This window comes from Pseudoblastomonas aquimaris, assembly GCF_035481675.1.
Lineage (GTDB): Bacteria > Pseudomonadota > Alphaproteobacteria > Sphingomonadales > Sphingomonadaceae > Alteriqipengyuania_B.
This window is the reverse complement of sequence record NZ_JAYJJW010000001.1, coordinates 73,255-93,790: the sequence shown is the minus strand read 5'-3', so window position 1 is coordinate 93,790 and position 20,536 is coordinate 73,255. Positions and strand designations below refer to the sequence as shown.

The window sequence follows — 20,536 nt, the reverse complement described above, 5'->3', positions numbered from 1 at the left end:
GCGTCTCTAGGAGTTTTTTACCACACCGTGCGCGCCCGGTCCGATCCGGCGACGACGACGGTGCGATAAAGTGCAATCCCTCTTGCGAGAAACCGAACGAATATGACCGACGACGACGTCCTGCATGCCTTCCGCGCCAGCGAGGCGCTGCTGGAAGGCCATTTCGTCCTCTCCTCCGGCCGGCACAGCGGCCATTATTTGCAATGCGCCCGCGTGCTGATGAATGCGGAACGCGCCGGAGAGTTGGCCCGCGCGCTCGCCCAGAAGATCCCGCGCGACATCCGCAGCCAGATCGATACCGTCGTCAGCCCGGCGATGGGCGGGCTGATCATCGGGCACGAGATGGGCCGAGCGCTCGGCAAGGACGCCATTTTCCTGGAACGCCCGACCGGCACGTTCGAACTGCGCCGCGGCTTCCGGCTGGAAGAAGGCGCGAAGGTGCTGATGGTGGAGGACGTCGTCACCACCGGTCTTTCCAGCCGCGAGGCGATCGAGGCGGTGAAGCGCGAAGGCGGCGAAGTCCTCGCCGAAGTCGCGCTGGTCGATCGCAGCGGCGGCGCGGTGGACCTCGGCGTGCCGTTCTTCCCGCTGATCGACATCAACTTCCCGACCTACGCCGAAGACGAGGTGCCCGAAGCTCTCGCCGCCGTGCCGGTGACCAAGCCGGGCAGCCGGAAGTGATGGTGCGCGCCGCCCGGGGTGCCGCGCTCGCGCTGGCATTCGCCCTGGGCGGCTGCGCCAGCCTGCTCGGCCCGCAGGCTTTCGAGGATACGCCCGCATCGCGCGCCTATGCCGACCTTGCGGACAGCGGCTTCACGGGCGACCTCGCCGTCAGCCTGCCGGGCGAGCCCTTCACCATCTATTACGGCGGTCCGGAGCCCGAAGCAGCCGGCGAACACGCGATCGAGGGATGGCCGTGGGCATCGGTGACCAAGCAAGTCGTCGCCGTCCTCGTCATGCGCGAGGTGGAGGACGGGACGCTGGCGCTGGACAGCGATGTCGGCGCAATCGTGCCGCGCCTGCGCGGCCGGGGACTGACGGTCGAGGACCTGCTGCGCCACCGCAGCGACTTGCCCAATCCCGACGATACTCCGCCCGACGACCAGGGGATACCAGCCTTCTACACCGATGGCGGCGATGCGCTGCGCTATTGCACCGGCCAGGGGGCCGCGCGCGAGGAAGGCACGTGGTCCTACAACAACTGCGACTACATCGTGCTGGGCGAAGTGCTGGAGCAGGTGACGGGGACCAGCCTCGACCTGCTGCTCGCGCAGGGGGTCGGCCTGTCCGCGGACTGGATCAACACCGATTTTCTAGAGGCGGGCAGCGACCGCGCATTCGCCAAGGCGCGGCCCGGCGATGCGCGCATCCTTGCCGGATATGGCGCTTCCGGCGCGCTGGTCGGCCCGCTCGACGACATGCTGTTGTTCGACCGCGCGCTGATGGAAGGGGACCTTCTGGGGGACGAGGCGCTGGCCACGCTGTGGAATGCCGATCCGGGCGCAGGCTACATGGCGCTCGGCCAGTGGGTGTTCGAGGCCCCACTCGAAGGATGCGAGGGGTCGCAGCGGATCGTGGAGCGCAACGGCGCCATCGGCCGCTACCGGGTCCGCAACATCATCCTGCCCGACCTCGGCATCGCGGTTGCGCTGGCGACGGACCAGGCGGAGTTCGACTTCGGCGAAATCTGGTCGGGCAGCGGCACCATGCACCGGCTGCTCTCCACCGTCGCTTGCGGGTAGAATTGCCCGGCCGCCTGCCCTAGATGCGGCAGCGATGAGCAGCTCCCACCATCCGCACACCCTGAGACTGGGCGTCAACATCGACCACGTCGCCACCATCCGCAATGCGCGCGGCGGCGACCATCCCGATCCGGTGCGCGCGGCGGAAATCGTCGCGGCGGTCGGCGGCGACGGGATTACCGCTCACTTGCGCGAAGACCGCCGCCACATTCGCGACGACGACCTGAAACGCATCCAGGACGCGACCGACCTGCCGCTCAACCTCGAAATGGCGGCGACCGAGGAAATGCTCGCCATCGCCCTTGCGCACAAGCCGCACGCCGCCTGCATCGTCCCCGAAAAGCGCGAGGAGCGCACGACCGAAGGCGGGTTGGATGCCGCAGGGCTGCATAACAGCCTCGTCCCCATCGTCGACCGACTGCGCGAGGCGGACATTCGCGTTTCGCTGTTTATCGAGGCGAGCGAGCGCCAGCTCGACGCCGCCCTGCGCCTCGGCGCGCCGGTGGTCGAATTCCACACCGGCGAATACGCCCACGCGCATCTGGACGGCGACAGCGAGCGCCTGTCAGCCGAGCTCAAGCGCATCGCCGACATGGCTGCGCTCGCCGCCAAGAACGGGACCGAGCCGCACGCGGGGCACGGCCTGACGTACGAGAACGTGCAGCCCATCGCCGCCATCCCGCAGCTGGCCGAGCTCAACATCGGCCACTACCTCGTCGGCGAGGCCGTTTTCGTCGGCCTGGAGAACGCCGTGCGCCGGATGCGCGAGCTGATGGACGACGCCCGGTGACTTCGGTGCGAAACCCGTGGTGATCGTGCGGCAGCTCACCCGGCGGGAGAAGCTGGTGCTGCTCGCCGGCGCGATCCCGTGGCTGGCGAGCATCCTGCTCCTCGCCATCGCCCTGTCCGAACGCTCCGCCTACGCCTTCGCCATCGGCTGGCCGGTCCTGCAGCTGTTCGGCTATGCCGGCGCCCTGCGCTTCGCGAAAGGCGAGGTCGACCACCCGCTCGTCCACACGCAGGTCGTGCTGCACTGGCTGGTGCTGGTCCTGCTGGTCGCGATGCTGGCGAGGGGCGTTGCGTGAAAAGCAAATTCGAGGCAGCGATGTTTAGAAAATCCAACAAGGTTTACGTACAGCAATGGAAAGCTGCTCGTGCATTTCTCTTAGCATGGCTAATCTTGCTGCCGCTGCATGGCATAAGCAAATTCACCAATGCTGCTCAAAGGAACGAGCCGTGGCCATGGGAGCTGCTGCTCTACCTTTCTCTGATGATGCTATTCGGCGTTCTCCTGGTTTCTGGACTTCGGCGATGGTTTAACTTTCTCGCGGGCGAGGAAGTCTGTAAATGGCGGTATCCGAAATGATCATCGGCCTCGGCAGCGACCTGTGCAATATCGAGCGGATCCAGAACTCGCTCGACCGTTTCGGCGAGCGGTTCGAGAACCGCGTCTTCACCGACGTGGAGCGGGCCAAGGCGCGGCGGCGGCCGTTCACCATCGCGGGCACCTATGCCAAGCGGTTCGCGGCCAAGGAGGCTTTCAGCAAGGCGGTCGGCACGGGCTTCCGCCGCGGGGTCTTCATGAAGGACATCGGCGTCGTCAACGCCCCCTCGGGCGCGCCCACGCTGGCGCTGGAGGGCGGGGCGAAAGAACGGCTCGACGCGATGATTCCGGACGGCTACGAGGCGGCCATTCATCTCACCCTCACCGATGACCACCCATGGGCGCAGGCATTCGTGATTATCGAGGCCATTCCGAAGGCATGACGGACATTCAGGACGCGGCACCGGCGGACACGCGCGATGCGCCCGCCGAGGCAAAACCTGCCGCAAAGGACGACGGGGAAAGGGTCAACTGGTGGGCGGAACTGCGCGGCCTGGCGCTGATGCTGCTCGCCGTGCTGGCCTTCCACACGTTCATCGCCAAGCCGTTCTACATCCCCTCCGGCTCGATGATGCCGGGCTTGGTCAAGGGCGACCGGCTGATCGTGAGCAAGTTCCCCTATGGGTGGAACTGGTCCTCGGTCAGCTTCCACGCGCTCGGCCGTGGCGACTGGCGCCTGCTGCCCAAGACGCCCGAATACGGCGACATCGTGATCCTGCAGCCGCCGCGGGACGTGAACGACAGCGGAATCGACTGGATCAAGCGCGTCGTCGCCCTGCCGGGAGACCGGATCGCGGTGGTGAACGGGCAGATCGTGCTCAACGGCAAGCCCGTCCCGCGCGAGACGGAAGTGCCCGACCAGCTGCCGGTCGACGCCAATAACACCTGCGATGGCTTCCTCTATCCCGGCGGCAAGGTGCGCCTGCCTTCGGGGAAGGTCGTGTGCGAATTGCCGACCTATCGCGAGACCATGCCCAACGGCGCCAGCTACCGCGTGCTCGATACGCAGGACGACAACCTGCTCGACAATTTCGCCGAGATCGAGATTCCCGCAGGCCACGTGTTCCTGATGGGCGACAACCGCGACAACAGTTCGGACAGCCGCGCACCGGCCGCGATGGGCGGGCTGCACGGGCCGATCCCGCTGACCGACATCGGCGGCCGCGCCGAATTTATCACCTTTTCGCTGGACGGCAGCTTCGGCTGGAACCCGCTGACATGGTGGCCGGCCTTGCGCGAAGGGCGCGCTTGGACCAGCCTGCGACCGGTGACCCGGCCGATCGCGGCGCGGGGCGAGGACTGAACAGGGGAGCAGGGGCATGAGCAAGCAGAACGAGGACGAAGAAGCCATCGGCGCCAGCCCCACGCGGATTGCGGATCCGGGCCTCAGGATGGAGGCCAAGAAGGCCTTCGTCTGGGCCATCGTGATCGGCGGCATCGCGCTGTTCGTGCTGCTGTCGCAATCGCTCTTGGTGATCTTCGGCGCGCTGGTGTTTGCCGCGATGCTGGACGGCGGGGCGCGCCTGCTGGGCCGCGTCCTGCCCATCGGCCGCTCGCTGCGCGTCGTGCTGACGATGCTGCTGGTGGCCGCCTTCTTCGCCTGGCTATTCTATTTTGCCGGCACGACCATCGCGTCCGAAGCGGCCACCTTGCCGCAGATCCTCACCGAACAACTCGGCCGGCTGGCGGAATGGGCGGAGGCGCGCGGCATCGCCATCGACCCGAACAACGTCCAGCAAATGGCCAGCCAGCTGTCGAGCGGGATCGGCACGGTCACCCGCGCGGTCGGCGGCGTCATCGGCGGGCTCACGACCCTCGTCCTCATCGTCATCATCGGCATCTACGTGGCGGTGGAACCGCGCATCTACGAACGCGGCGTCGAGTGGATCGCGTGGACCGAGGACCGCGATTACCTGCGCGGCACGCTGGACGAGATGGCCTTCAACCTGCGCCGCCTGATGTTCGGGCGGCTGGTCGGCATGGTGGTGGAAGGCATCTTCACCTGGGCGATGCTGGCGTTCTATGGCGTGCCGATGGCGGCGCTGCTCGGCCTGCTGACCGGTATCCTCGCCTTTATCCCGAATATCGGCGCGGTCATTTCCGGCCTGCTGATGGTACTGGTGGGTTTTTCCGCCGGGGTGGACACCGGCATCTACACGATCTTCGTCTATTTCTTCGTCCAGACCATCGACGGGTATTTGCTGATCCCGCTGATCGCGAAAAAGACGGTGGATCTCGCCCCGGCGCTGGTGCTCGCCTCCCAGCTGATCCTTGGCGTGTTGTTCGGCCTCATCGGCCTGGCGCTGGCCGATCCGATCATGGCGATGCTGAAGGTCGCGCTGGAACGGCGCGCGAAGCGGAACGAGGAAAATGCGCCCGAAGCGGTCCGACCGGCGGCGGAGGGCTGACCGGGTGGCGCGCAAGTTCCTTTATTTCGTCACCTTCTGCATCGTCGTCGTGATCGCAGCGATGGTGGCGCTCAACATCTGGTCGAAGGAAGCGACCGAGTTCACATTTGTCCCCCGCGGCGAATTCGTGGAGCAGGATGCGCTGGCGGCCAACGCCTACGAAGACCCGGACATGTGGTACGCGCGGCCCGGGCTCGGCAACAACCCGGCGCGCTACCGACCCGACGTAGCTTCGGCAGGCGATGTAGCGCCCACGCCGGATCGCCCGGCGGCGGAGCGGTCGCTGCTGCCCACGCCAAGCGAGCCTTCGCTCTCACCCTCGCCCTCACCGGCCGCCACGCCCGACATCGCCGCGCCGGACGGCACCGGCTTCGCGCTCTTCTTCGTCCATCCGACCAGCTATATTCCCGATGCCATCGCCGGCGGTGCGCAATGGAATGCCGAGCTGGGCAATAGGGAGGCGGAAGACCGCGCGCGCCTGTTCATCCGCGGCCTCGCCAGCCCCTTCGGCGAAGCGCGCGAGATCTGGATTCCCAAGTACCGGCAAGCCCATGTCGGCGCCTTCCTGACCGACCAGCCGGAGGCGCAGATGGCGATCGACGCCGCCTACCGCGACGTCGAAATGGCCTTCGACCTGTTTGCCGAGACGGTCGATGCGGACACGCCCATCGTCCTTGCCGGGCATAGCCAGGGTGCGCTCCACATCCTGACCCTGCTGCGCGAAAAGGTGCGCGGTACCGATCTCGAAGGCCGTATCGCCGCCGTCTACCCGGTCGGCTGGCCGATCTCGGTCGATCGCGACCTGCCGCAAGTGGGCTTCCCCGCCTGCGCCACGCCGGACCAGCCCGCCTGTCTCAGCGCATGGGTCAGCTTCGCAGAGCCGGCCGATCCGCGCATGGTCCTGCAGCGCTATTCGATGACGCAGGGGTACGATGGCCAGGTACGCGGCGACAGCCCGATCCTGTGCGTCAACCCGATCACCGGTAGCGTCGGTGGCTCGGCCCCCGCCAGCGCCAACACGGGCACGCTGGTGCCGGACGGCAGCTTCTCTTCCGCCACCCTGCAGCCGCAGGCGGTGGGCGCGCGCTGCGACGGGCGCGGGCTGCTGCTGATCACCGACCCGCCTGAGATGGGCAGCGCGGTGCTGCCGGGCAACAATTACCATGTCTACGACATCCCGCTGTTCTGGCAGGACCTGCGCAGCGACGTGGAGCGCCGGGTGTCCGCATGGCTGGCGGCCCGCTGATCACCGACGATACGCGCGCGTTCGCCGATGCGCTGCCCGATGGCGGCGTGCTGCTTGCGCTCGACCTCGGCACCAAGACCATCGGCACGGCCACATGCGATGCCGGCTGGGCCTTTGCAACGGCGGGCAAGACGCTGCCTCGAGGCAAGTTCGGCCGCGACCGGGAGGCCTTGGGGGAACTTGCCAGGGCGCGCGGTATTGCGGGGGTCGTGATCGGCCTGCCGCTCAACATGGACGGGACCGAAGGCCCGCGCGCACAGGCCAGCCGCGCCTATGCCCGCAACCTCGCCGCAGCGCTCGAATTGCCGGTACTGCTGTGGGACGAACGCTGGAGCACCCTGAGTGCGGAGCGCGACCTGATCGCGCAGGACACCAGCCGCGCGAAACGGCGCGCGATGATCGACAGCCACGCCGCGGCAGTGATCCTGCAAGGCGCGATCGACCGCATTGCCGGCGCCGCGTTCTAGGCCTTGCATTGGTGACAGGAACCGATAACGGCACCGCCATGAGCGGCAGGCCAGCCAACAATTCGGGTTTCGACATTGCGCGCGCGGCGCCGATGATGCTGTCGTCCGGCCACATGGGCTGGCTCGGCATCCAGTACCGCGACCACGGGGAAAACTGGGTGGAACTGCAGCTGCCCTGGCGCGAAGACCTCGTCGGCCAGCCGGACAGCGGCATCCTCGCCTCCGGCCCCATCGTTTCGCTGATGGACATCTCCACCGCCAGCGCGATCTGGCACCGCAACCGCCGCTTCATCTCGATGGTGACGGTGGACCTGCGCGTCGATTACATGCGCCCCGCGCGCAAGGGCGCGACCGTGGTCGGGCACGGCGAATGCTACACGCAGACGAAGTCCATCGCCTTCGTGCGCGGCTTTGCGCATGACGGCGATCCGGACGATCCGGTCGCGCACGTGGCGGGCGAATTCATGTTCGTGGACAAGCCCGGATCGTGAGCGAAGAGGAGATCATCGCCCGCATCGCCGATGCGCTGCCCCCCTATGCGCAGGGGCTGGGCCTGTCGGTCGATCGAGTCGAGGGCCGCATGCCGGTGATCGCCATGCCGTTCGGCCAGCGGGTCGAGGGGCGGCCCGGCTACCTCCACGGCGGATCGTCGAGCGGTCTGCTCGAAATCGCCGGCTTCACCGCGCTGCAGACCCATCTCGCGCTGCAGGACCGCGCCGCGAAGCTGAAGCCGGTCAATGTGACGGTGCAATTCCTGCGCGGCGCGCGCTCGGAAACGACTTATGCGGTCGGCCGCGTCACCCGCGCCGGGGGACGCACGGCCAATGTCGATATCGAGGCATGGCAGTCCGACCGCGCGAAACCCGTCGCCACGGCAGTGATGAACTTCATCCTGTCGGACGCGTAGCGCGCACCACCACGACCAGGCCCTCTTCGGGCACCCCGGAAGCCAGAGGCAGGCGCGGCGCATCGGCGCGGGCGCGGTCGAGTATGCGGGCGGGCGCCCCGTCCTCGACCACGATCGCATCGGCGGCGCCAAGCCATTTCAGCTGGCGCAGCGTCAGGTCGTCGGGATCGTCCGACACCGGCACGATTTCGCGCCGCCCGGTTGGCATCGGCATCGCTTCTCCCGCCAGCCAGTCGCCAAGCCGAGCGTGCGCGCCTTCCTCCAGCGGATCGAGCGGGCCGCCTGCCGACAGGGCTGCATCGAGTGCGCGCCTGCGCTCGCCGCTGTCCGGCCAACGGGCGCGCAGGCGGCCCCGCGCGGCATGAAGGCCGTTGGCGAGCGTACCGAGACTATCGGGCAGTAACCCTTCAAGCCGCAGGCGCAGCTGCTTGGCGAGACCCGCCGATGCGCCGCCGGTGCCGATGGCGACCAGCACCGGATCGCGGTCGAGGATGCTGGGAGTGGTGAAATCGCACAGTTCGGGGCGGTCGACCACGTTGACCAGGATGCCTGCGCAGCGCAGGCGGATCGCGTCCGCCTCGCACCGGGCGGCATCGTCATGCGCCACGAATGCCAGACGCGCGCCTTCGTCCACACCGGCCTGGAGGTCGCCAACGATCCGCCCGCCGGCCCGTTCGACCAGCCGCCGTTTCGGTTCTGCGGCAGGCCCTTCCCCCAGGACGATCACGGGCGCGCCCTCCACGCGGTGGAACAGCGGCAGGCTGCCTATGCCAGCCATTCGGGCACGCGCTCCGCATCCATGATCGCGGCCGCGGCGATCCGGTCCGCGACCACCGCGAACCTGTCGCCATCGACCAGCACCTCGGCCACGAAGCCGCGCGAGTTGTAGCTCGACGCCATCGTCGCCCCATAAGCGCCGGCGGTGCGGAAGACCGCGAGATCGCCTGCCTCCAGCGCGTCGCATTCGCGGCCCATGGCAAACGTGTCGCCGGTTTCGCAGATCGGGCCGACGATGTTCGCGGTTTCCATCGCGCCGCGCGGCTCGACCGCGACGAAGTGGTGATACGCGCCGTAGAGCGCCGGGCGCGCGAGGTCGTTCATCGCTGCGTCCACGACCAGGAACGGGTCGCGTACCCCCTGCTTCTTGCGGATAACCCGCGTCAGCAGCACGCCCGCATTGCCGGCGATCACGCGGCCCGGTTCGAACACCAGCCGCACGCCCCAGCCCGCAGTCGCCCGCGCCACCATCGCGCCATACTCCGCCGGGCTCGGAAAGCGCTCGCCGTCCTTGTAGGGTACGCCGAGCCCGCCGCCGAGGTCGACATGGCGCATGTCGTGGCCCGCCGCGCGCAAGGATTCCAGCAGCTTGCCGACCTTTGCAAACGCCGTTTCGAGCGGTTCGAGTTCGCCCAGCTGGCTGCCGATGTGGAGCGCGATGCCGCGCAGGCGCAGCCCGCCGAGCGCGGAGAGGCGGGCAAAGATGCCCTCCGCTTCGCCAATGGGCACGCCGAACTTGTTGTCCGCCTTGCCGGTGGAAATCTTGTCGTGCGTGCCCGCATCGACATCGGGGTTGATCCGCAAGGCGCAGCGGGCCTCGACCCCGCGCGCGCGGGCGATCCCTGCCAATTCAACGCCTTCTTCCTCGCTTTCGAGATTGAACTGGAAGATGCCGGCATCCAGCCCCTGCTCCAGCTCCGCGCGGGTCTTGCCGACTCCGCTGAAGACGATCTTTTCCGGCGGCATGTCGGCGGCGAGCGCGCGGGCCAGCTCCCCGCCGGAGACGACGTCGGCCCCCAGCCCCTCGCGCGCCAGCACTTTAAGCACGGCGAGGTTGGGGTTGGCCTTGACCGCGAAGGCGACCAGCGGCTCGCCCTCGCCCAGCCCCGCCACGGCCGCGCGGAACACGCGGGCGTGGCGTTCCAGCGTGGCGCGAGAATAGACATAGACCGGCGTGCCCACCGCGTCCGCGATGGCCGGCAGCGGCACGTCCTCTGCATGGAGGACGCCGTCACGAAGGGCGAAGTGGTCCATTATTCGGGCGGGAGGTCGAACGGGTCGTCCTCGCGCTCCTCCGATCGTTCGCGCAGTTCGATGTCGCGGGCGGGCACGGCGGTTACCGCCGGTTCGAGCAGCTCCTCGCTATCGGGCGTATAGTCCGCGCCATAGGGCCGCGGCGGCAGCGCCTCCCCCGCCACCGGTTCAAGCGGGGCTTTCGAACCGCAGGCGGCGATCGCCAGTGCAGCGAGCAATATCAGGGGCCTGCCGCTCATTCCTCGTCCTCCATTGAAAGCGCCTCGCGCGCTTCGGCGATCCGGGCGCGCACCTGGTCCGGCGCGGTTCCGCCGAAGCTCTTGCGGGCCGCGACCGATGCGTCGACCGACAGCGCATCGAAGACGCTGGCGTCGATGCGAGCGTCGACCTGCTGCATGTCCCCGAGCGGCAGCTGGTCGAGCGCGCAGCCGCGTTCCTCCGCCATTCGCACCAGCGCGCCGGTGATGTGATGCGCCTCGCGGAACGGCACATTCGCCTTCGTTACCAGCCAGTCGGCAAGGTCGGTCGCGGTGGCATAGCCCAGTTCCGCCGCCTGCCGCATGCGCGCCGTGCGGAACGTCGCGCCAGCCACCATGCCTTCCATCGCGGCGAGGCACAGGGTCAGCAGGTCCGCGGCTTCGAAGACCGGCGGCTTGTCGTCCTGCATGTCTTTCGAATAGGCGAGCGGCAGGCCCTTCATCGTCACCATCAGCGCGGTGGCGCAGCCGATGATCCGCCCTGCATGGCCGCGCACCAGCTCCGCCGCATCGGGGTTCTTCTTCTGCGGCATGATCGAGCTGCCGGTACTCAGCGTATCGGGCATCTGCACGAAGCCGAAGGGCTGGCTTGCCCAGATAATGAACTCCTCCGCCAGGCGCGACAGGTGGATGGCGCAGGTGCTGGCGGCGTGGAGGTAATCCAGCGCGAAATCGCGGTCGCTGACGGCATCGAGGCTGTTGCGCGTCGGCCCCTTGGCAAAGCCGAGCAAGTCTGCGGTGAATTCGCGGTCGAGATCATATCCCGTGCCCGCCAGCGCCGCGCTGCCGAGCGGGCATTCGCCGAGCCGGTCCAGCGCAGAAGCAAACCGCGCTCGGTCGCGTGCGAGCATCTCGAAATAGGCCATCAAGTGGTGGCCCAGCGTCACCGGCTGCGCGGTCTGCAAATGGGTGAAGCCGGGCATGATGCTGTCGGCATGCTCATCCGCGCGGGCCAGCAACGCGCGCTGGATTGCGGCGAGGCCCGCATCCGCAGAGCGACATGCGCCGCGCACCCACATCTTGAAATCCGTCGCCACCTGGTCGTTGCGGCTGCGCCCGGTGTGGAGGCGCCCGGCAACCGGCCCGATCAGTTCGGCCAGCCGGCTCTCGGTGGTCATGTGGATGTCTTCGAGGTCCCAGTCCTCAGGCACGCCGTTCGCCTCGTACTCGGCGGCGACCCGGTCCAGCCCCTCGGCGATCGCCTGAGCGTCACTTGCCGTCAGCACGCCCTGCCTGCCCAGCATGGCGACATGCGCCTTGCTCGCCTCGATATCTTCGCGCCAAAGCCGCTTGTCGAACGGGATCGAGGCGTTGATTTCGCGCATGATCGCGCTAGGTCCACCGGCGAACCTGCCGCCCCACATGCTGTTGCTGGCGGCAGAGCCGGAGCCCGGAATGTCGCTGTCGTCCTCTGCCATGTCCGCCCTTTTGCTGGCCGCGCTGCTCGCCGTGCCGATGACGGCTTGCGATAGGCAAAGCGACAGGGGCGCGCAACCGAAGGAAAACTCCGCCCCGGCCAAGCAGGGCGTTGTCGGGCTGGATCGCAGCGCCGCGGGAAGCCCACTGCCCGGCGCCGTCCTGACCGATCCCGCCGGACGCACGCTCGACCCCGCCTCGCTGGAAGGCACGCCGGTGCTGGTGAACCTGTGGGCGACATGGTGCGCGCCGTGCAAGGCGGAGATGCCGACTCTGGACGCGCTGGCCGGCGAGTATGCGGGCGAGCTGAAGGTGCTGACCGTGAGCCAGGACCTGACCGGTGCCCAGGCCGTGGTCCCCTATTTCGAAGAGGCCGGCTTCACGCTGCTGGAGCCGTGGCTGGACCCGGACGCCGATTTTGCCGGCGCGTACGGCGTCAACGTCGGCCTGCCGCTGACCGTGCTGTACGATGCCGCCGGGCGCGAGCTGTGGCGCTATTCCGGCGACCGCGACTGGACCGACGCGGAATCGCGGGCGCTGGTGGAAGAGGCGCTTGGCGGCGAATGAAAATCAGCTGATCGGTCGAGGTCGGCTTGCCTTCGCTTCGCTCGGGAGTTTCAGCGCAATTCCATCCCCCAGATAAAATTGTCTTGCTGAAACTGGTGGGCGGTGACGGGTTCGAACCGCCGACCCTCTCGGTGTAAACGAGATGCTCTACCAGCTGAGCTAACCGCCCCTGCTCGGGTGCCGCGCCGTTACCGCGCCGATGGCAGCAGGGTCAAGCCGCGAGTTGGCCCGGTTGACCGAAGCTTTGTGTCAAGCCATTAGTCGACCATGATAAAATCACTTCATTCGGCCGTAATTTCGATCAGCGTGGCTCTGGCTTTCTCGGCAAGTTCGGCCCACGCACAAGATTCGGCGAAATCTGCCGAACCCGACATCTCAACGCCGATATCAGTTCCGTCTGCGCCGCCGCAACCGTCAGACCGAAAGAACTTTAAGGAACGGGGCGTTGCCCCGCGTGATATGGGTGAATGGGCAAGCGCCATCCAACGCAACTATCCGGCATCGGCGCTGCGCGAGGGATTGGAGGGCACCGTCAGGCTGACGGTCACCGTAGACAAGACCGGAAAGGTGGCGTCCTGCACCGTGACCGGATCGAGCGGCAGCGCCGCGCTCGACGAGGCCGCGTGCATCGGAATGACAACATATGCTCGTTTCTGGCCCGCACGGGACAAGCAAGGCCGCGAGATTGAATCGGAGTACGTCACTGCCATTCGCTATCAATTGCCGAATGGCAGCAGCAGTAGCGCGCCACTCTCGACCATTCCGCGCGATTTCGAGATTTGGGGCCGGGAGATGGTGCCCTTGCTAGCGCGCGGAGCGGACAATCCTGGCGAAGAGGGCTTTGTGAAAACCCTGCTCACTGTTGATCGGGAGGGCTTAGTTTCCGATTGTGCGATCCTCCAATCAAGCGGCTCGCTCGCGTTGGATCAGGAAGCCTGCACGATAATGCAGGCCAACGCTTTGTTCGAACCGGCCACTGAGACAGAATCGGACTTTCGGTATGTCGCCTTCCCACTCACATTTATGGAAGCTCCTCGCGATCCCACTCCGCAGGAAATTGAGCGGGCATTGCCATAACAGCCCCTAACCATAGGTTTCCACACCTTGCTCGCTCCCAACATCATCGTCCTGGCAACGGGCGGCACGATTGCCGGGCAGGCCGGATCGGCGACGAGGGCCGATTACCGGCCCGGGCAGATCGAGATCGGCAGTTTCCTCGACATGGCGGGGCCGCTGGGGCTGGAAGCGCAGCTCGACGGGCGGCAGGTCGCGGCGATCGGTTCGGAAGATATCACCCCCGACATCTGGCGCGCCCTGCACACCGCTTGTGCGGAGGCGATGGACGATCTGGCGGTTGACGGCATCGTCATCACCCACGGCACGGATACCGCCGAGGAAACCGCGCTGCTGCTCGACCTCACCTTGCCGGCGACCAAGCCCGCGGTGCTGGTCGGCGCGATGCGCCCTGCCGACGCGGTCGGGAGCGACGGGCTGCGCAACTTCGCCAACGCGGTGCGCGTGGCGGGCGATGCCGATGCGGCCGGCCGGGGCGTGCTGCTGGTGATGAGCGACCGGGTGATCGCCGCGCGCGATGCCCGCAAGGCGCGCACCGGCGGGACCGATGCGTTTCGCGGCTACCCGCGCGATGCGGTCGCTGCGGTGACCCCAAGCTCGCTCGAATGGTTCGGCGCGCCATGGCGCAGCGGCGAGGCCGCGCGCTTCGCCTTTCCGGAAACCTGGCCGACAGTGCCGATCCTCTATGCCCGCGCCTGCATGGAAGCCGACGCGGTCGACCACGTGCTGTCGCGCAATCCGGCGGGCATGGTGATGGCCGGCTTCGGCGCCGGGACCATGCCGCAGGGTGTCAGGCGCGCTCTGGCGGAGGCGGCAGCGCGCGGGGTGATCGTGGTCCGGTCGAGCAGGGTGGACGAAGGGCTCGTCGACCGCGAACCGGCTGACGACACCGACGGCTTCGTCGCCGCCCGCGCGCTCGGCCCCGCTAAATCGCGCATCCTGCTGCAGGTCTTGCTGGCGAACGGCCTGGCGGGCCCTGCCGACGTGCAGGCGGCCTTCGATCACCGCTAGGCAGCGCCGTCAGGCGAAGGCCAGCGCGTCCGCCCCGACTTTTTCGAAATAGCGCGCCATGCCGTCGGCAGCCTTGTCGCTCAGCGCGATGAACGCGCGGCGGCGGTCGGTCTCGTCTTCCACCCTCTCCATCAGCCCCGCTTCGGTCATCTGCCCGATCCAGCGCAGCGCGGTGGTGGGCGGCACGCCGCTGGCGATGCACAGGCTGGTGACGGACACCCGCGTATGCTCGGCGCGGGCTGCGGTCAGGTCGAGCAGCATGTCCCATGCCGGATCGGCGAAGAGATCGCGGTCGAAGAATTCGCCGCGCAGCTGCCGCTGGCGAATGATCCGCCGCACGAGACGCGGGTCCGGCAGTGGCGGACGCGGCGGCTTGACCAGCGCCTTGGAAGCATCCTGCGGCCCGCGATAGGTTGGGCTAGGCGAACCGAGAAGGAAGGCGCTGCCGGCCGCGTCCTTTTCCGACAACGCCTCGAGCCGCTCCGCGATCTGGCCGACCTGTTCGGTCAGCCGAAGCAGCGTCAGCCGGTCGTCTCCCGAAAGTTCCCTTGCACGCATTCGGGGCATGGTGCCGAGCACCCGGCCAAGCGCAATTACGCGTTCTCCCCTGGTGGGATTTACGAGGATCTGCGGCTGCGACTGGTCGAGGCAGGCGAACACGTCCTCCAGCGCTTCCAGCGAGGTGGACACCACCAGCTGGGAGCCGGCATTCGCCGCGCGCATGTCGAGCCGGGACAGGGCGGCGCAAGCGCGCCCGTCCATCACCGGGCAATCGAGCAGCACCACGTCGCCGATGGGCCGTGCACTGCCCTCTACCAGTATTTCTACCGAACCCGCTTCCTGCAGCCGGAAGCCCGCCGCCAGCGCATCGTCGCGGATCGTATCGCGGACATGCGCCCGGTCGGCGAAGACGGAGACCGACAGGTCGAACGGCGCATCGATCGCGGCAGCATGCCTGCCCGCGTCATCACCCGAATGCTGGAAACCGGCCTGCGCCATCGCGATTCTCCCCAATTAGGGGAACACACGTAGAACAAAGCGGGACTATGTCAAGAAATCCTCTCACCCCGCAGCGTGCCGGCCGGCCCCGGCAAGAGGTCGAAGCGGAAATCCGGCCATGCCTTTCGCCAACGATTGGCGACCATCCGCTCCCCGGGCCGTGCGCCATCGTCGAGCAGGATCACGCCGCCCACCGGGATCCGCTCGAACAGGCGCTCGGCCGAACCGCGGATGAAGGGGTTGAAGGTCCACACCGGCCCGTCGATCACCAGCATGTCGATACGGTCGGGCACCGCGCCCATGTCGTACCAGTGGGAGGCCCAGCGACCGCTGGCAGGTGCAAGCGGCGCGTGGTGGATATGCGGGTCGAGCCCGTTGGCCGCCAGCCATTCGCCGGTCGCGGCGCAGAATTCGCCGTGCTGGTCGTAACTGTCGACACGGCCGCCGTCGGTGTAGCGTTCCAGCGCCTTGCCGATGATCAGGCTGGTCGCGCCGCAACCGAGCTCCACCACCTGCGCGGGTTTAGCCTGCTCTATATGGTCGACGATGCGCTTCAGGAAGATCGTGTCGGCCTTCCAGCTGCCGAGGTGCGGCAAGGCGTCCTGGGCCAGCCCCAGCCGGTCCAGCAGCGCCGCCTTGTCCGCCTTGCGCCCGCCCCACAGGCTCTTGAGCAGCCAGGGCCACTGGATCGTCGCCCAGCCCGCCACCAGCGCGCGCTCCGCCGGCGTCGGCCGCGCTTCCCTGTCGCTGCGCGGCATGAAGGTGGTCTTCTCGCGCGAGGTCATGGGCGGCGCCTGCCGGCTCAGTCCTCGAACGGATCGCGCACGAGAATGGTATCGTCGCGCTGCGGGCTAGTGGAAACCAGCGCCACCGGCGTTTCGATCAGTTCCTGGATACGCTGGATATACTTGATCGCGTTCGCCGGAAGGTCCGCCCAGCTGCGCGCGCCGGCGGTGGTTTCCTGCCAGCCGTCCATCTCTTCGTAGATCGGCTCGACCTCCGCCTGGTCGGCGCTGTGCGAGGGGTAGTAGTCCATGATCTTGCCGCGCAGCCGATAGCCGGTGCAGATCCTGACCGTCTCGAACCCGTCGAGCACGTCCACCTTGGTGAGCGCGATGCCGGTCACGCCGCTGATCGCGCAGCTCTGGCGCACCAGCACGGCATCGAACCAGCCGCAGCGGCGCTGGCGGCCGGTGACGGTGCCGAATTCGTGGCCCCTTTCGCCCAGGCGCTGGCCGTCCGCATCGTCGAGCTCGGTCGGGAACGGGCCGCTGCCGACGCGGGTGGTGTAAGCCTTGACGATGCCGAGCACGAAGCCGGTGCTGTTGGGCCCCAAACCGCTGCCGCTCGCCGCCGTGCCGCTGACGGTGTTGGAGCTGGTGACGAAGGGATAGGTGCCGTGATCGACATCCAGCAGCACGCCCTGCGCGCCTTCGAACAGGATCCGCGCGCCCGCCTTGCGCACCTTTTTCAGCCGCTTCCACACCGGCTGTGCGAATTGCAGCACGAAGTCGGCGACTTCCCGCAATTCCTCGACCAGTTTTGCACGATCGACGGGGGCCTCGTCGAACCCGGCGCGCAACGCGTCGTGGTGGGCGCAAAGGCGGTCGAGCTGGGGTTCCAGGCTGTCGAGGTGGGCGAGGTCGCACACGCGGATCGCGCGCCGGCCGACCTTGTCTTCATAAGCGGGGCCGATGCCGCGCCCGGTGGTGCCGATCTTGCCCTTGCCCGCGGCCGCTTCGCGCAGGCCGTCGAGGTCGCGATGGAGCGGCAGGATCAGCGGGCAATTGTCGGCAATGGCGAAATTGTCGGGCGTGATGGCGACGCCCTGCCCTTCCAGCTTGGCGACCTCTTCCTTCAGGTGCCACGGATCGAGCACCACCCCGTTGCCGACGATGCTGAGCGTGCCGGTCACGATGCCGCTGGGCAGCAGGGACAGCTTGTAGGTCTGGTCGCCCACCACCAGCGTATGGCCGGCGTTGTGGCCGCCCTGGAAACGGACGACGGCATCGGCCCGGCTGGCGAGCCAGTCGACGATCTTCCCCTTGCCTTCATCGCCCCACTGGGCACCGATCACGGTAACGTTGGCCATCTGTCTTTTCCGGTAATGCGCGCAAACGCGCGGGGCCTAGGCCGATGGGCGGGACGAGGCAAGCGGCGAGCGGCGGATATTAACGCCGCCGCCCGCGTTGGCAGGGAAACACAAGGAGAAACCATGACCGACCAACCCACCCTGACCCTCAACGACGGCCGCCAGATTCCCCAGCTGGGCTTCGGGACCTGGCAGATCGAGCAGGACGATGCCGCCGATGCGGTCAAGACCGCGCTGGAAGCCGGCTACTGGCTGGTGGACACCGCCGCCATCTACAAGAACGAGGAAGGCGTTGGCGAAGGGATCGGCAACTGGAGCGACATCTTCCTGACCACGAAGATATGGAACGAGAGCCAGGGGTTCGACCGGACCAAGAAAGCCTTTGCCAACAGCCTGAAGCGGCTGGGACGCGAACATGTCGACCTGCTGCTGATCCACTGGCCCTGCCCGCAGAAGAACGAATTCGTCGACACGTGGAAAGCCATGATCGAGCTGCGCGACGAAGGCACCGCGAAGTCCATCGGCGTGTCGAATTTCCGCGAGGACGACCTGAAGCGGCTGGTAGACGAGACGGGAGTCGTTCCCGCCGTCAACCAGATCGAACTGCACCCGACCTTCCAGCAGCGCGGCATGCGGCTGGTCCATAACGACATGGGCATCGTGACGCAGAGCTGGTCGCCGCTGGGCCAGGGCGCGACGATGGACAACGATGCGATCCAGTCCATCGCCGAAGACACCGGTCAGGATCCCGCAGCGATCATCATCCGCTGGCATATCCAGCACGGCTTCAGCGTCATCCCGCGCTCGACCAATCCGGATCACATCCGCAGCAACTTCTCCGCCCTGTCGTTCGAACTGACGGACGATCAGATGGCGATGATCGACGAGCTGGACGACGCGGATGGCCGGATTGGACCCGAACCCGGCAATTTCGAAGGCTGATCCTATCCACCCACCGTCCGCCGCGAACGGCTGGCCGCGCGGTGAGTGTTGGCTGCGTTAACCGCGCTTGGCAAACCCGTCTTCAGCCTGAAACCTGACACCGGGGCTTCGAGCACCGGCTGTGGGGGTCGGCGAAGACGGGACTGGACGGATGAGGGACGAAAGCGCCGCAGCGGCGGTTGCCGAACGGGTTGCGGAGGATGGCGGCGTCGAAGCCGACTTTTCCTCCACCGGATCGACGAAGATCGCAAAGGTTGCGGCAATGCCCGCGCTGGCGGCAACGCTTGCCGCGTGCGGTGGCGGCGGATCGGGCAGCTCCGGCGGCGGGAGCGGCTCTCCGGGAGGCGGGACGTCCGGTGGCACCGCCACGGTCCGCAAGCCTGCCAGCGATGGCGAAGCGTCACGCTTCATCGGCCGCGCCGCCCTGGGCGCATCGGACGGGACTATCTCCACCCTGAAATCGCGAGGGTTCGAGCCGTGGCTGCGCGACCAGATGGCACTGCCCAACGACCGCACTGCGATCGACTGGCTGCGCGCGCGTAACTTCGATGCGGTGGACGACCGGCAGTTGTGGAACCGGCACGATCCCGGCGACCATGCGCTGTGGAACCAGCTGATGACCGGCGGCAGCCAGGTGCGCAAACACGCTGCGCTGGCCCTGTCGGAATTCTTCGTGGTCGGCTTTTCCTCGCTCGACTTCGCCTGGCGCAGCTTTGCCATCGCGCATTACTGGGACCTGCTCAACCGGCACGCCTTCGGCAGTTTCCGCGCGCTCTTGGAAGACGTGACGCTCAGCCCCGCGATGGGCGATTTCCTGAATACGCGCGGCAATCGCAAGGCGGATCCGTCGAGCGGCCGCGTGCCGGACGAGAACTACGCGCGCGAAGTCATGCAGTTGTTCAGCATCGGCCTGTATGAATTAAACGCCGACGGTTCGGTGAAGACGGGCAGCGATGGCGAACCGCTGGAGACCTACACCAACGAAGATGTCGAAGGCCTGGCCAAGGTCTTCACCGGCTACGATTTCGATTTCACCGGCGTCGGCACTTTCCCGCATCCCGACAACGCGAACTGGACCGTTCCGCGCCCCGAATGGGTGACCCAGTCGATGACGGCGGATGCGTCGAAGTGGCGCTGGCCGCGGGGCGAATCCTATCATTCGGGCGAGGAAAAACGCTTCCTCGGCACCGTGATCCCCGCGGGAAGCGGGGCGGCTGAATCGCTACGTATCGCGCTCGACGCGCTGACCGCGCATCCCAATGTCGGCCCCTTCTTCGGCAAGCAGATGATCCAGCGGCTGGTGACGAGCAACCCCAGCCCCGCATACGTCGGCCGCGTCGCCGCGGTTTTCGACAATGACGGCAGCGGCGCGCGCGGCAATCTGGGCGCGGTGTTCAGGGCCATCCTGCTCGACGAGGAAGCGCTGTCGCTCGACAAGGTGGCCGACCCGTTCCACGGCCGCCTGCGCGAACCGATGGTGCGGCTGGCGCAATGGGCGCGCACGTTCCGCGTCCGCTCGGCCAGCGGCAACTGGGAAGTGCGCGACCTGTCCAACAGCGACAGGCTCGGCCAGAGCCCGCTGCGCTCCCCGTCCGTCTTCAACTTCTTCCGGCCCGGCTTCATTCCTCCGCGCTCGCAAGCCTCGGTCAACGACATGGTCGCGCCGGAATTCCAGATCGTGAACGAAACCACTGTGCCGGCGTACATCAACTACCTGCGCCGTGCGGTGGAAGGATCGCACTGGACCTTACGCGACGTGACAAGCGCCTACCCTGACGAAATCGCAATCGCGGACGACGCCGGTGCGCTGCTCGACCGCCTCGACCTGCTGCTGACCGGGGGCCAGCTGTCGGACTTCGCGAAGACAACCATCCGCGCCGCCCTCGACGCGCACGAGGTCACTGCCACGAGCACTGCGGAAGCCAAGCTGCGCCGCATCCACACCGGCGTGTTCCTGGTGATGGCAGCCCCCGATTACCTGGTGCAGAAATAG

At 67.3% G+C, this 20,536-nt stretch carries 24 protein-coding genes and 1 tRNA gene; 17 read left to right on the top strand and 8 right to left on the bottom strand.

The window, feature by feature from the left end; translation table 11 throughout:
- Positions 1-102: 102 nt before the first annotated feature.
- The 12 genes from pyrE to VCJ71_RS00410 are packed head-to-tail and all read left to right on the top strand — an operon-like array spanning position 103 to position 8,154.
- Positions 103-681, top strand: a complete 579-nt coding sequence (pyrE, locus tag VCJ71_RS00465; protein ID WP_324638369.1) for an orotate phosphoribosyltransferase — start codon at positions 103-105, stop codon at positions 679-681.
- The gene (locus VCJ71_RS00460) at positions 681-1,742 is read left to right on the top strand and encodes a serine hydrolase domain-containing protein (RefSeq protein WP_324640844.1); all 1,062 of its coding nucleotides are present in this window, start codon (positions 681-683) and stop codon (positions 1,740-1,742) included. Before pyrE ends, VCJ71_RS00460 begins: the two co-directional genes overlap by 1 nt.
- A gap of 34 nt (positions 1,743-1,776) precedes the next feature.
- Positions 1,777-2,532, top strand: a complete 756-nt coding sequence (locus VCJ71_RS00455; RefSeq protein WP_324638367.1) for a pyridoxine 5'-phosphate synthase — start codon at positions 1,777-1,779, stop codon at positions 2,530-2,532.
- 19 nt (positions 2,533-2,551) lie between these two features.
- Positions 2,552-2,827 (top strand): pyridoxal phosphate biosynthetic protein, encoded by a 276-nt coding sequence (locus tag VCJ71_RS00450; RefSeq protein WP_324638366.1) that lies wholly within the window; start codon positions 2,552-2,554, stop codon positions 2,825-2,827.
- Positions 2,824-3,108 (top strand): hypothetical protein, encoded by a 285-nt coding sequence (locus tag VCJ71_RS00445; protein WP_324638365.1) that lies wholly within the window; start codon positions 2,824-2,826, stop codon positions 3,106-3,108. The genes VCJ71_RS00450 and VCJ71_RS00445 overlap by 4 nt, the downstream gene beginning before the upstream one ends.
- The gene (acpS, locus tag VCJ71_RS00440) at positions 3,105-3,509 is read left to right on the top strand and encodes a holo-ACP synthase (protein ID WP_290134728.1); all 405 of its coding nucleotides are present in this window, start codon (positions 3,105-3,107) and stop codon (positions 3,507-3,509) included. The genes VCJ71_RS00445 and acpS overlap by 4 nt, the downstream gene beginning before the upstream one ends.
- Positions 3,506-4,429 carry a signal peptidase I gene (gene lepB, locus VCJ71_RS00435; protein ID WP_324638364.1) on the top strand — a complete coding sequence of 308 codons (924 nt, stop codon included), beginning with the start codon at positions 3,506-3,508 and terminating at the stop codon, positions 4,427-4,429. The genes acpS and lepB overlap by 4 nt, the downstream gene beginning before the upstream one ends.
- Positions 4,430-4,445: 16 nt before the next feature.
- Positions 4,446-5,534, top strand: coding sequence for an AI-2E family transporter (locus VCJ71_RS00430; protein WP_324638363.1), 1,089 nt, complete (start codon positions 4,446-4,448; stop codon positions 5,532-5,534).
- A gap of 4 nt (positions 5,535-5,538) precedes the next feature.
- Complete coding sequence (locus tag VCJ71_RS00425; RefSeq protein ID WP_324638362.1) at positions 5,539-6,780, top strand: DUF3089 domain-containing protein; 1,242 nt, start codon at positions 5,539-5,541, stop codon at positions 6,778-6,780.
- Entirely contained in the window at positions 6,762-7,247 is a 486-nt protein-coding gene (ruvX, locus tag VCJ71_RS00420) for a Holliday junction resolvase RuvX (protein ID WP_324638361.1), read from the top strand. The genes VCJ71_RS00425 and ruvX overlap by 19 nt, the downstream gene beginning before the upstream one ends.
- 38 nt (positions 7,248-7,285) lie before the next feature.
- Positions 7,286-7,738 carry a PaaI family thioesterase gene (locus VCJ71_RS00415; RefSeq protein WP_324638360.1) on the top strand — a complete coding sequence of 151 codons (453 nt, stop codon included), beginning with the start codon at positions 7,286-7,288 and terminating at the stop codon, positions 7,736-7,738.
- Positions 7,735-8,154, top strand: coding sequence for a PaaI family thioesterase (locus VCJ71_RS00410; protein WP_324638359.1), 420 nt, complete (start codon positions 7,735-7,737; stop codon positions 8,152-8,154). The genes VCJ71_RS00415 and VCJ71_RS00410 overlap by 4 nt, the downstream gene beginning before the upstream one ends.
- Here VCJ71_RS00410 and VCJ71_RS00405 read toward each other — a convergent pair.
- Genes VCJ71_RS00405 through argH form a run of 4 tightly spaced genes read right to left on the bottom strand, consistent with a single transcriptional unit; the run spans position 8,135 to position 11,860 of the window.
- Complete coding sequence (locus VCJ71_RS00405) at positions 8,135-8,932, bottom strand: precorrin-2 dehydrogenase/sirohydrochlorin ferrochelatase family protein (protein ID WP_324638358.1); 798 nt, start codon at positions 8,930-8,932, stop codon at positions 8,135-8,137. The genes VCJ71_RS00410 and VCJ71_RS00405 overlap by 20 nt on opposite strands.
- Positions 8,920-10,185, bottom strand: coding sequence for a diaminopimelate decarboxylase (gene lysA, locus VCJ71_RS00400; protein WP_324638357.1), 1,266 nt, complete (start codon positions 10,183-10,185; stop codon positions 8,920-8,922). Before lysA ends, VCJ71_RS00405 begins: the two co-directional genes overlap by 13 nt.
- Positions 10,185-10,424, bottom strand: coding sequence for a hypothetical protein (locus VCJ71_RS00395; protein ID WP_324638356.1), 240 nt, complete (start codon positions 10,422-10,424; stop codon positions 10,185-10,187). Before VCJ71_RS00395 ends, lysA begins: the two co-directional genes overlap by 1 nt.
- Complete coding sequence (argH, locus tag VCJ71_RS00390; protein WP_416379134.1) at positions 10,421-11,860, bottom strand: argininosuccinate lyase; 1,440 nt, start codon at positions 11,858-11,860, stop codon at positions 10,421-10,423. The genes VCJ71_RS00395 and argH overlap by 4 nt, the downstream gene beginning before the upstream one ends.
- Between argH and VCJ71_RS00385 the strand changes: the two genes are divergently transcribed.
- Positions 11,859-12,425, top strand: coding sequence for a TlpA family protein disulfide reductase (locus VCJ71_RS00385; protein WP_324638355.1), 567 nt, complete (start codon positions 11,859-11,861; stop codon positions 12,423-12,425). The genes argH and VCJ71_RS00385 overlap by 2 nt on opposite strands.
- 93 nt (positions 12,426-12,518) lie before the next feature.
- Here the strand turns inward: VCJ71_RS00385 and VCJ71_RS00380 are convergent.
- Positions 12,519-12,594, bottom strand: a tRNA-Val gene (locus VCJ71_RS00380).
- A gap of 98 nt (positions 12,595-12,692) precedes the next feature.
- Between VCJ71_RS00380 and VCJ71_RS00375 the strand changes: the two genes are divergently transcribed.
- Both VCJ71_RS00375 and VCJ71_RS00370 read left to right on the top strand, forming a co-directional pair.
- Positions 12,693-13,502, top strand: coding sequence for a TonB family protein (locus VCJ71_RS00375; RefSeq protein WP_324638354.1), 810 nt, complete (start codon positions 12,693-12,695; stop codon positions 13,500-13,502).
- A 27-nt stretch (positions 13,503-13,529) separates the two neighbouring features.
- Complete coding sequence (locus VCJ71_RS00370) at positions 13,530-14,510, top strand: asparaginase (RefSeq protein WP_324638353.1); 981 nt, start codon at positions 13,530-13,532, stop codon at positions 14,508-14,510.
- Between the two features lie 9 nt (positions 14,511-14,519).
- Here VCJ71_RS00370 and VCJ71_RS00365 read toward each other — a convergent pair whose 3' ends face one another.
- Genes VCJ71_RS00365 through VCJ71_RS00355 form a run of 3 tightly spaced genes read right to left on the bottom strand, consistent with a single transcriptional unit; the run spans position 14,520 to position 17,601 of the window.
- The gene (locus VCJ71_RS00365; RefSeq protein ID WP_324638352.1) at positions 14,520-15,509 is read right to left on the bottom strand and encodes a winged helix DNA-binding protein; all 990 of its coding nucleotides are present in this window, start codon (positions 15,507-15,509) and stop codon (positions 14,520-14,522) included.
- A 50-nt stretch (positions 15,510-15,559) separates the two neighbouring features.
- Positions 15,560-16,294, bottom strand: a complete 735-nt coding sequence (locus tag VCJ71_RS00360) for a class I SAM-dependent methyltransferase (protein WP_324638351.1) — start codon at positions 16,292-16,294, stop codon at positions 15,560-15,562.
- A 17-nt stretch (positions 16,295-16,311) separates the two neighbouring features.
- Positions 16,312-17,601: an adenylosuccinate synthase gene (locus VCJ71_RS00355; protein WP_324638350.1), complete on the bottom strand. Its 1,290-nt coding sequence runs from the start codon at positions 17,599-17,601 to the stop codon at positions 16,312-16,314.
- A gap of 123 nt (positions 17,602-17,724) precedes the next feature.
- Here VCJ71_RS00355 and VCJ71_RS00350 point away from each other — a divergent pair, with 123 nt between their 5' ends.
- A complete protein-coding gene (locus VCJ71_RS00350; protein WP_324638348.1) occupies positions 17,725-18,543 on the top strand; it encodes an aldo/keto reductase in 819 nt (272 codons plus the stop codon).
- 151 nt (positions 18,544-18,694) lie between these two features.
- Positions 18,695-20,536 carry a DUF1800 domain-containing protein gene (locus tag VCJ71_RS00345; protein WP_324638346.1) on the top strand — a complete coding sequence of 614 codons (1,842 nt, stop codon included), beginning with the start codon at positions 18,695-18,697 and terminating at the stop codon, positions 20,534-20,536.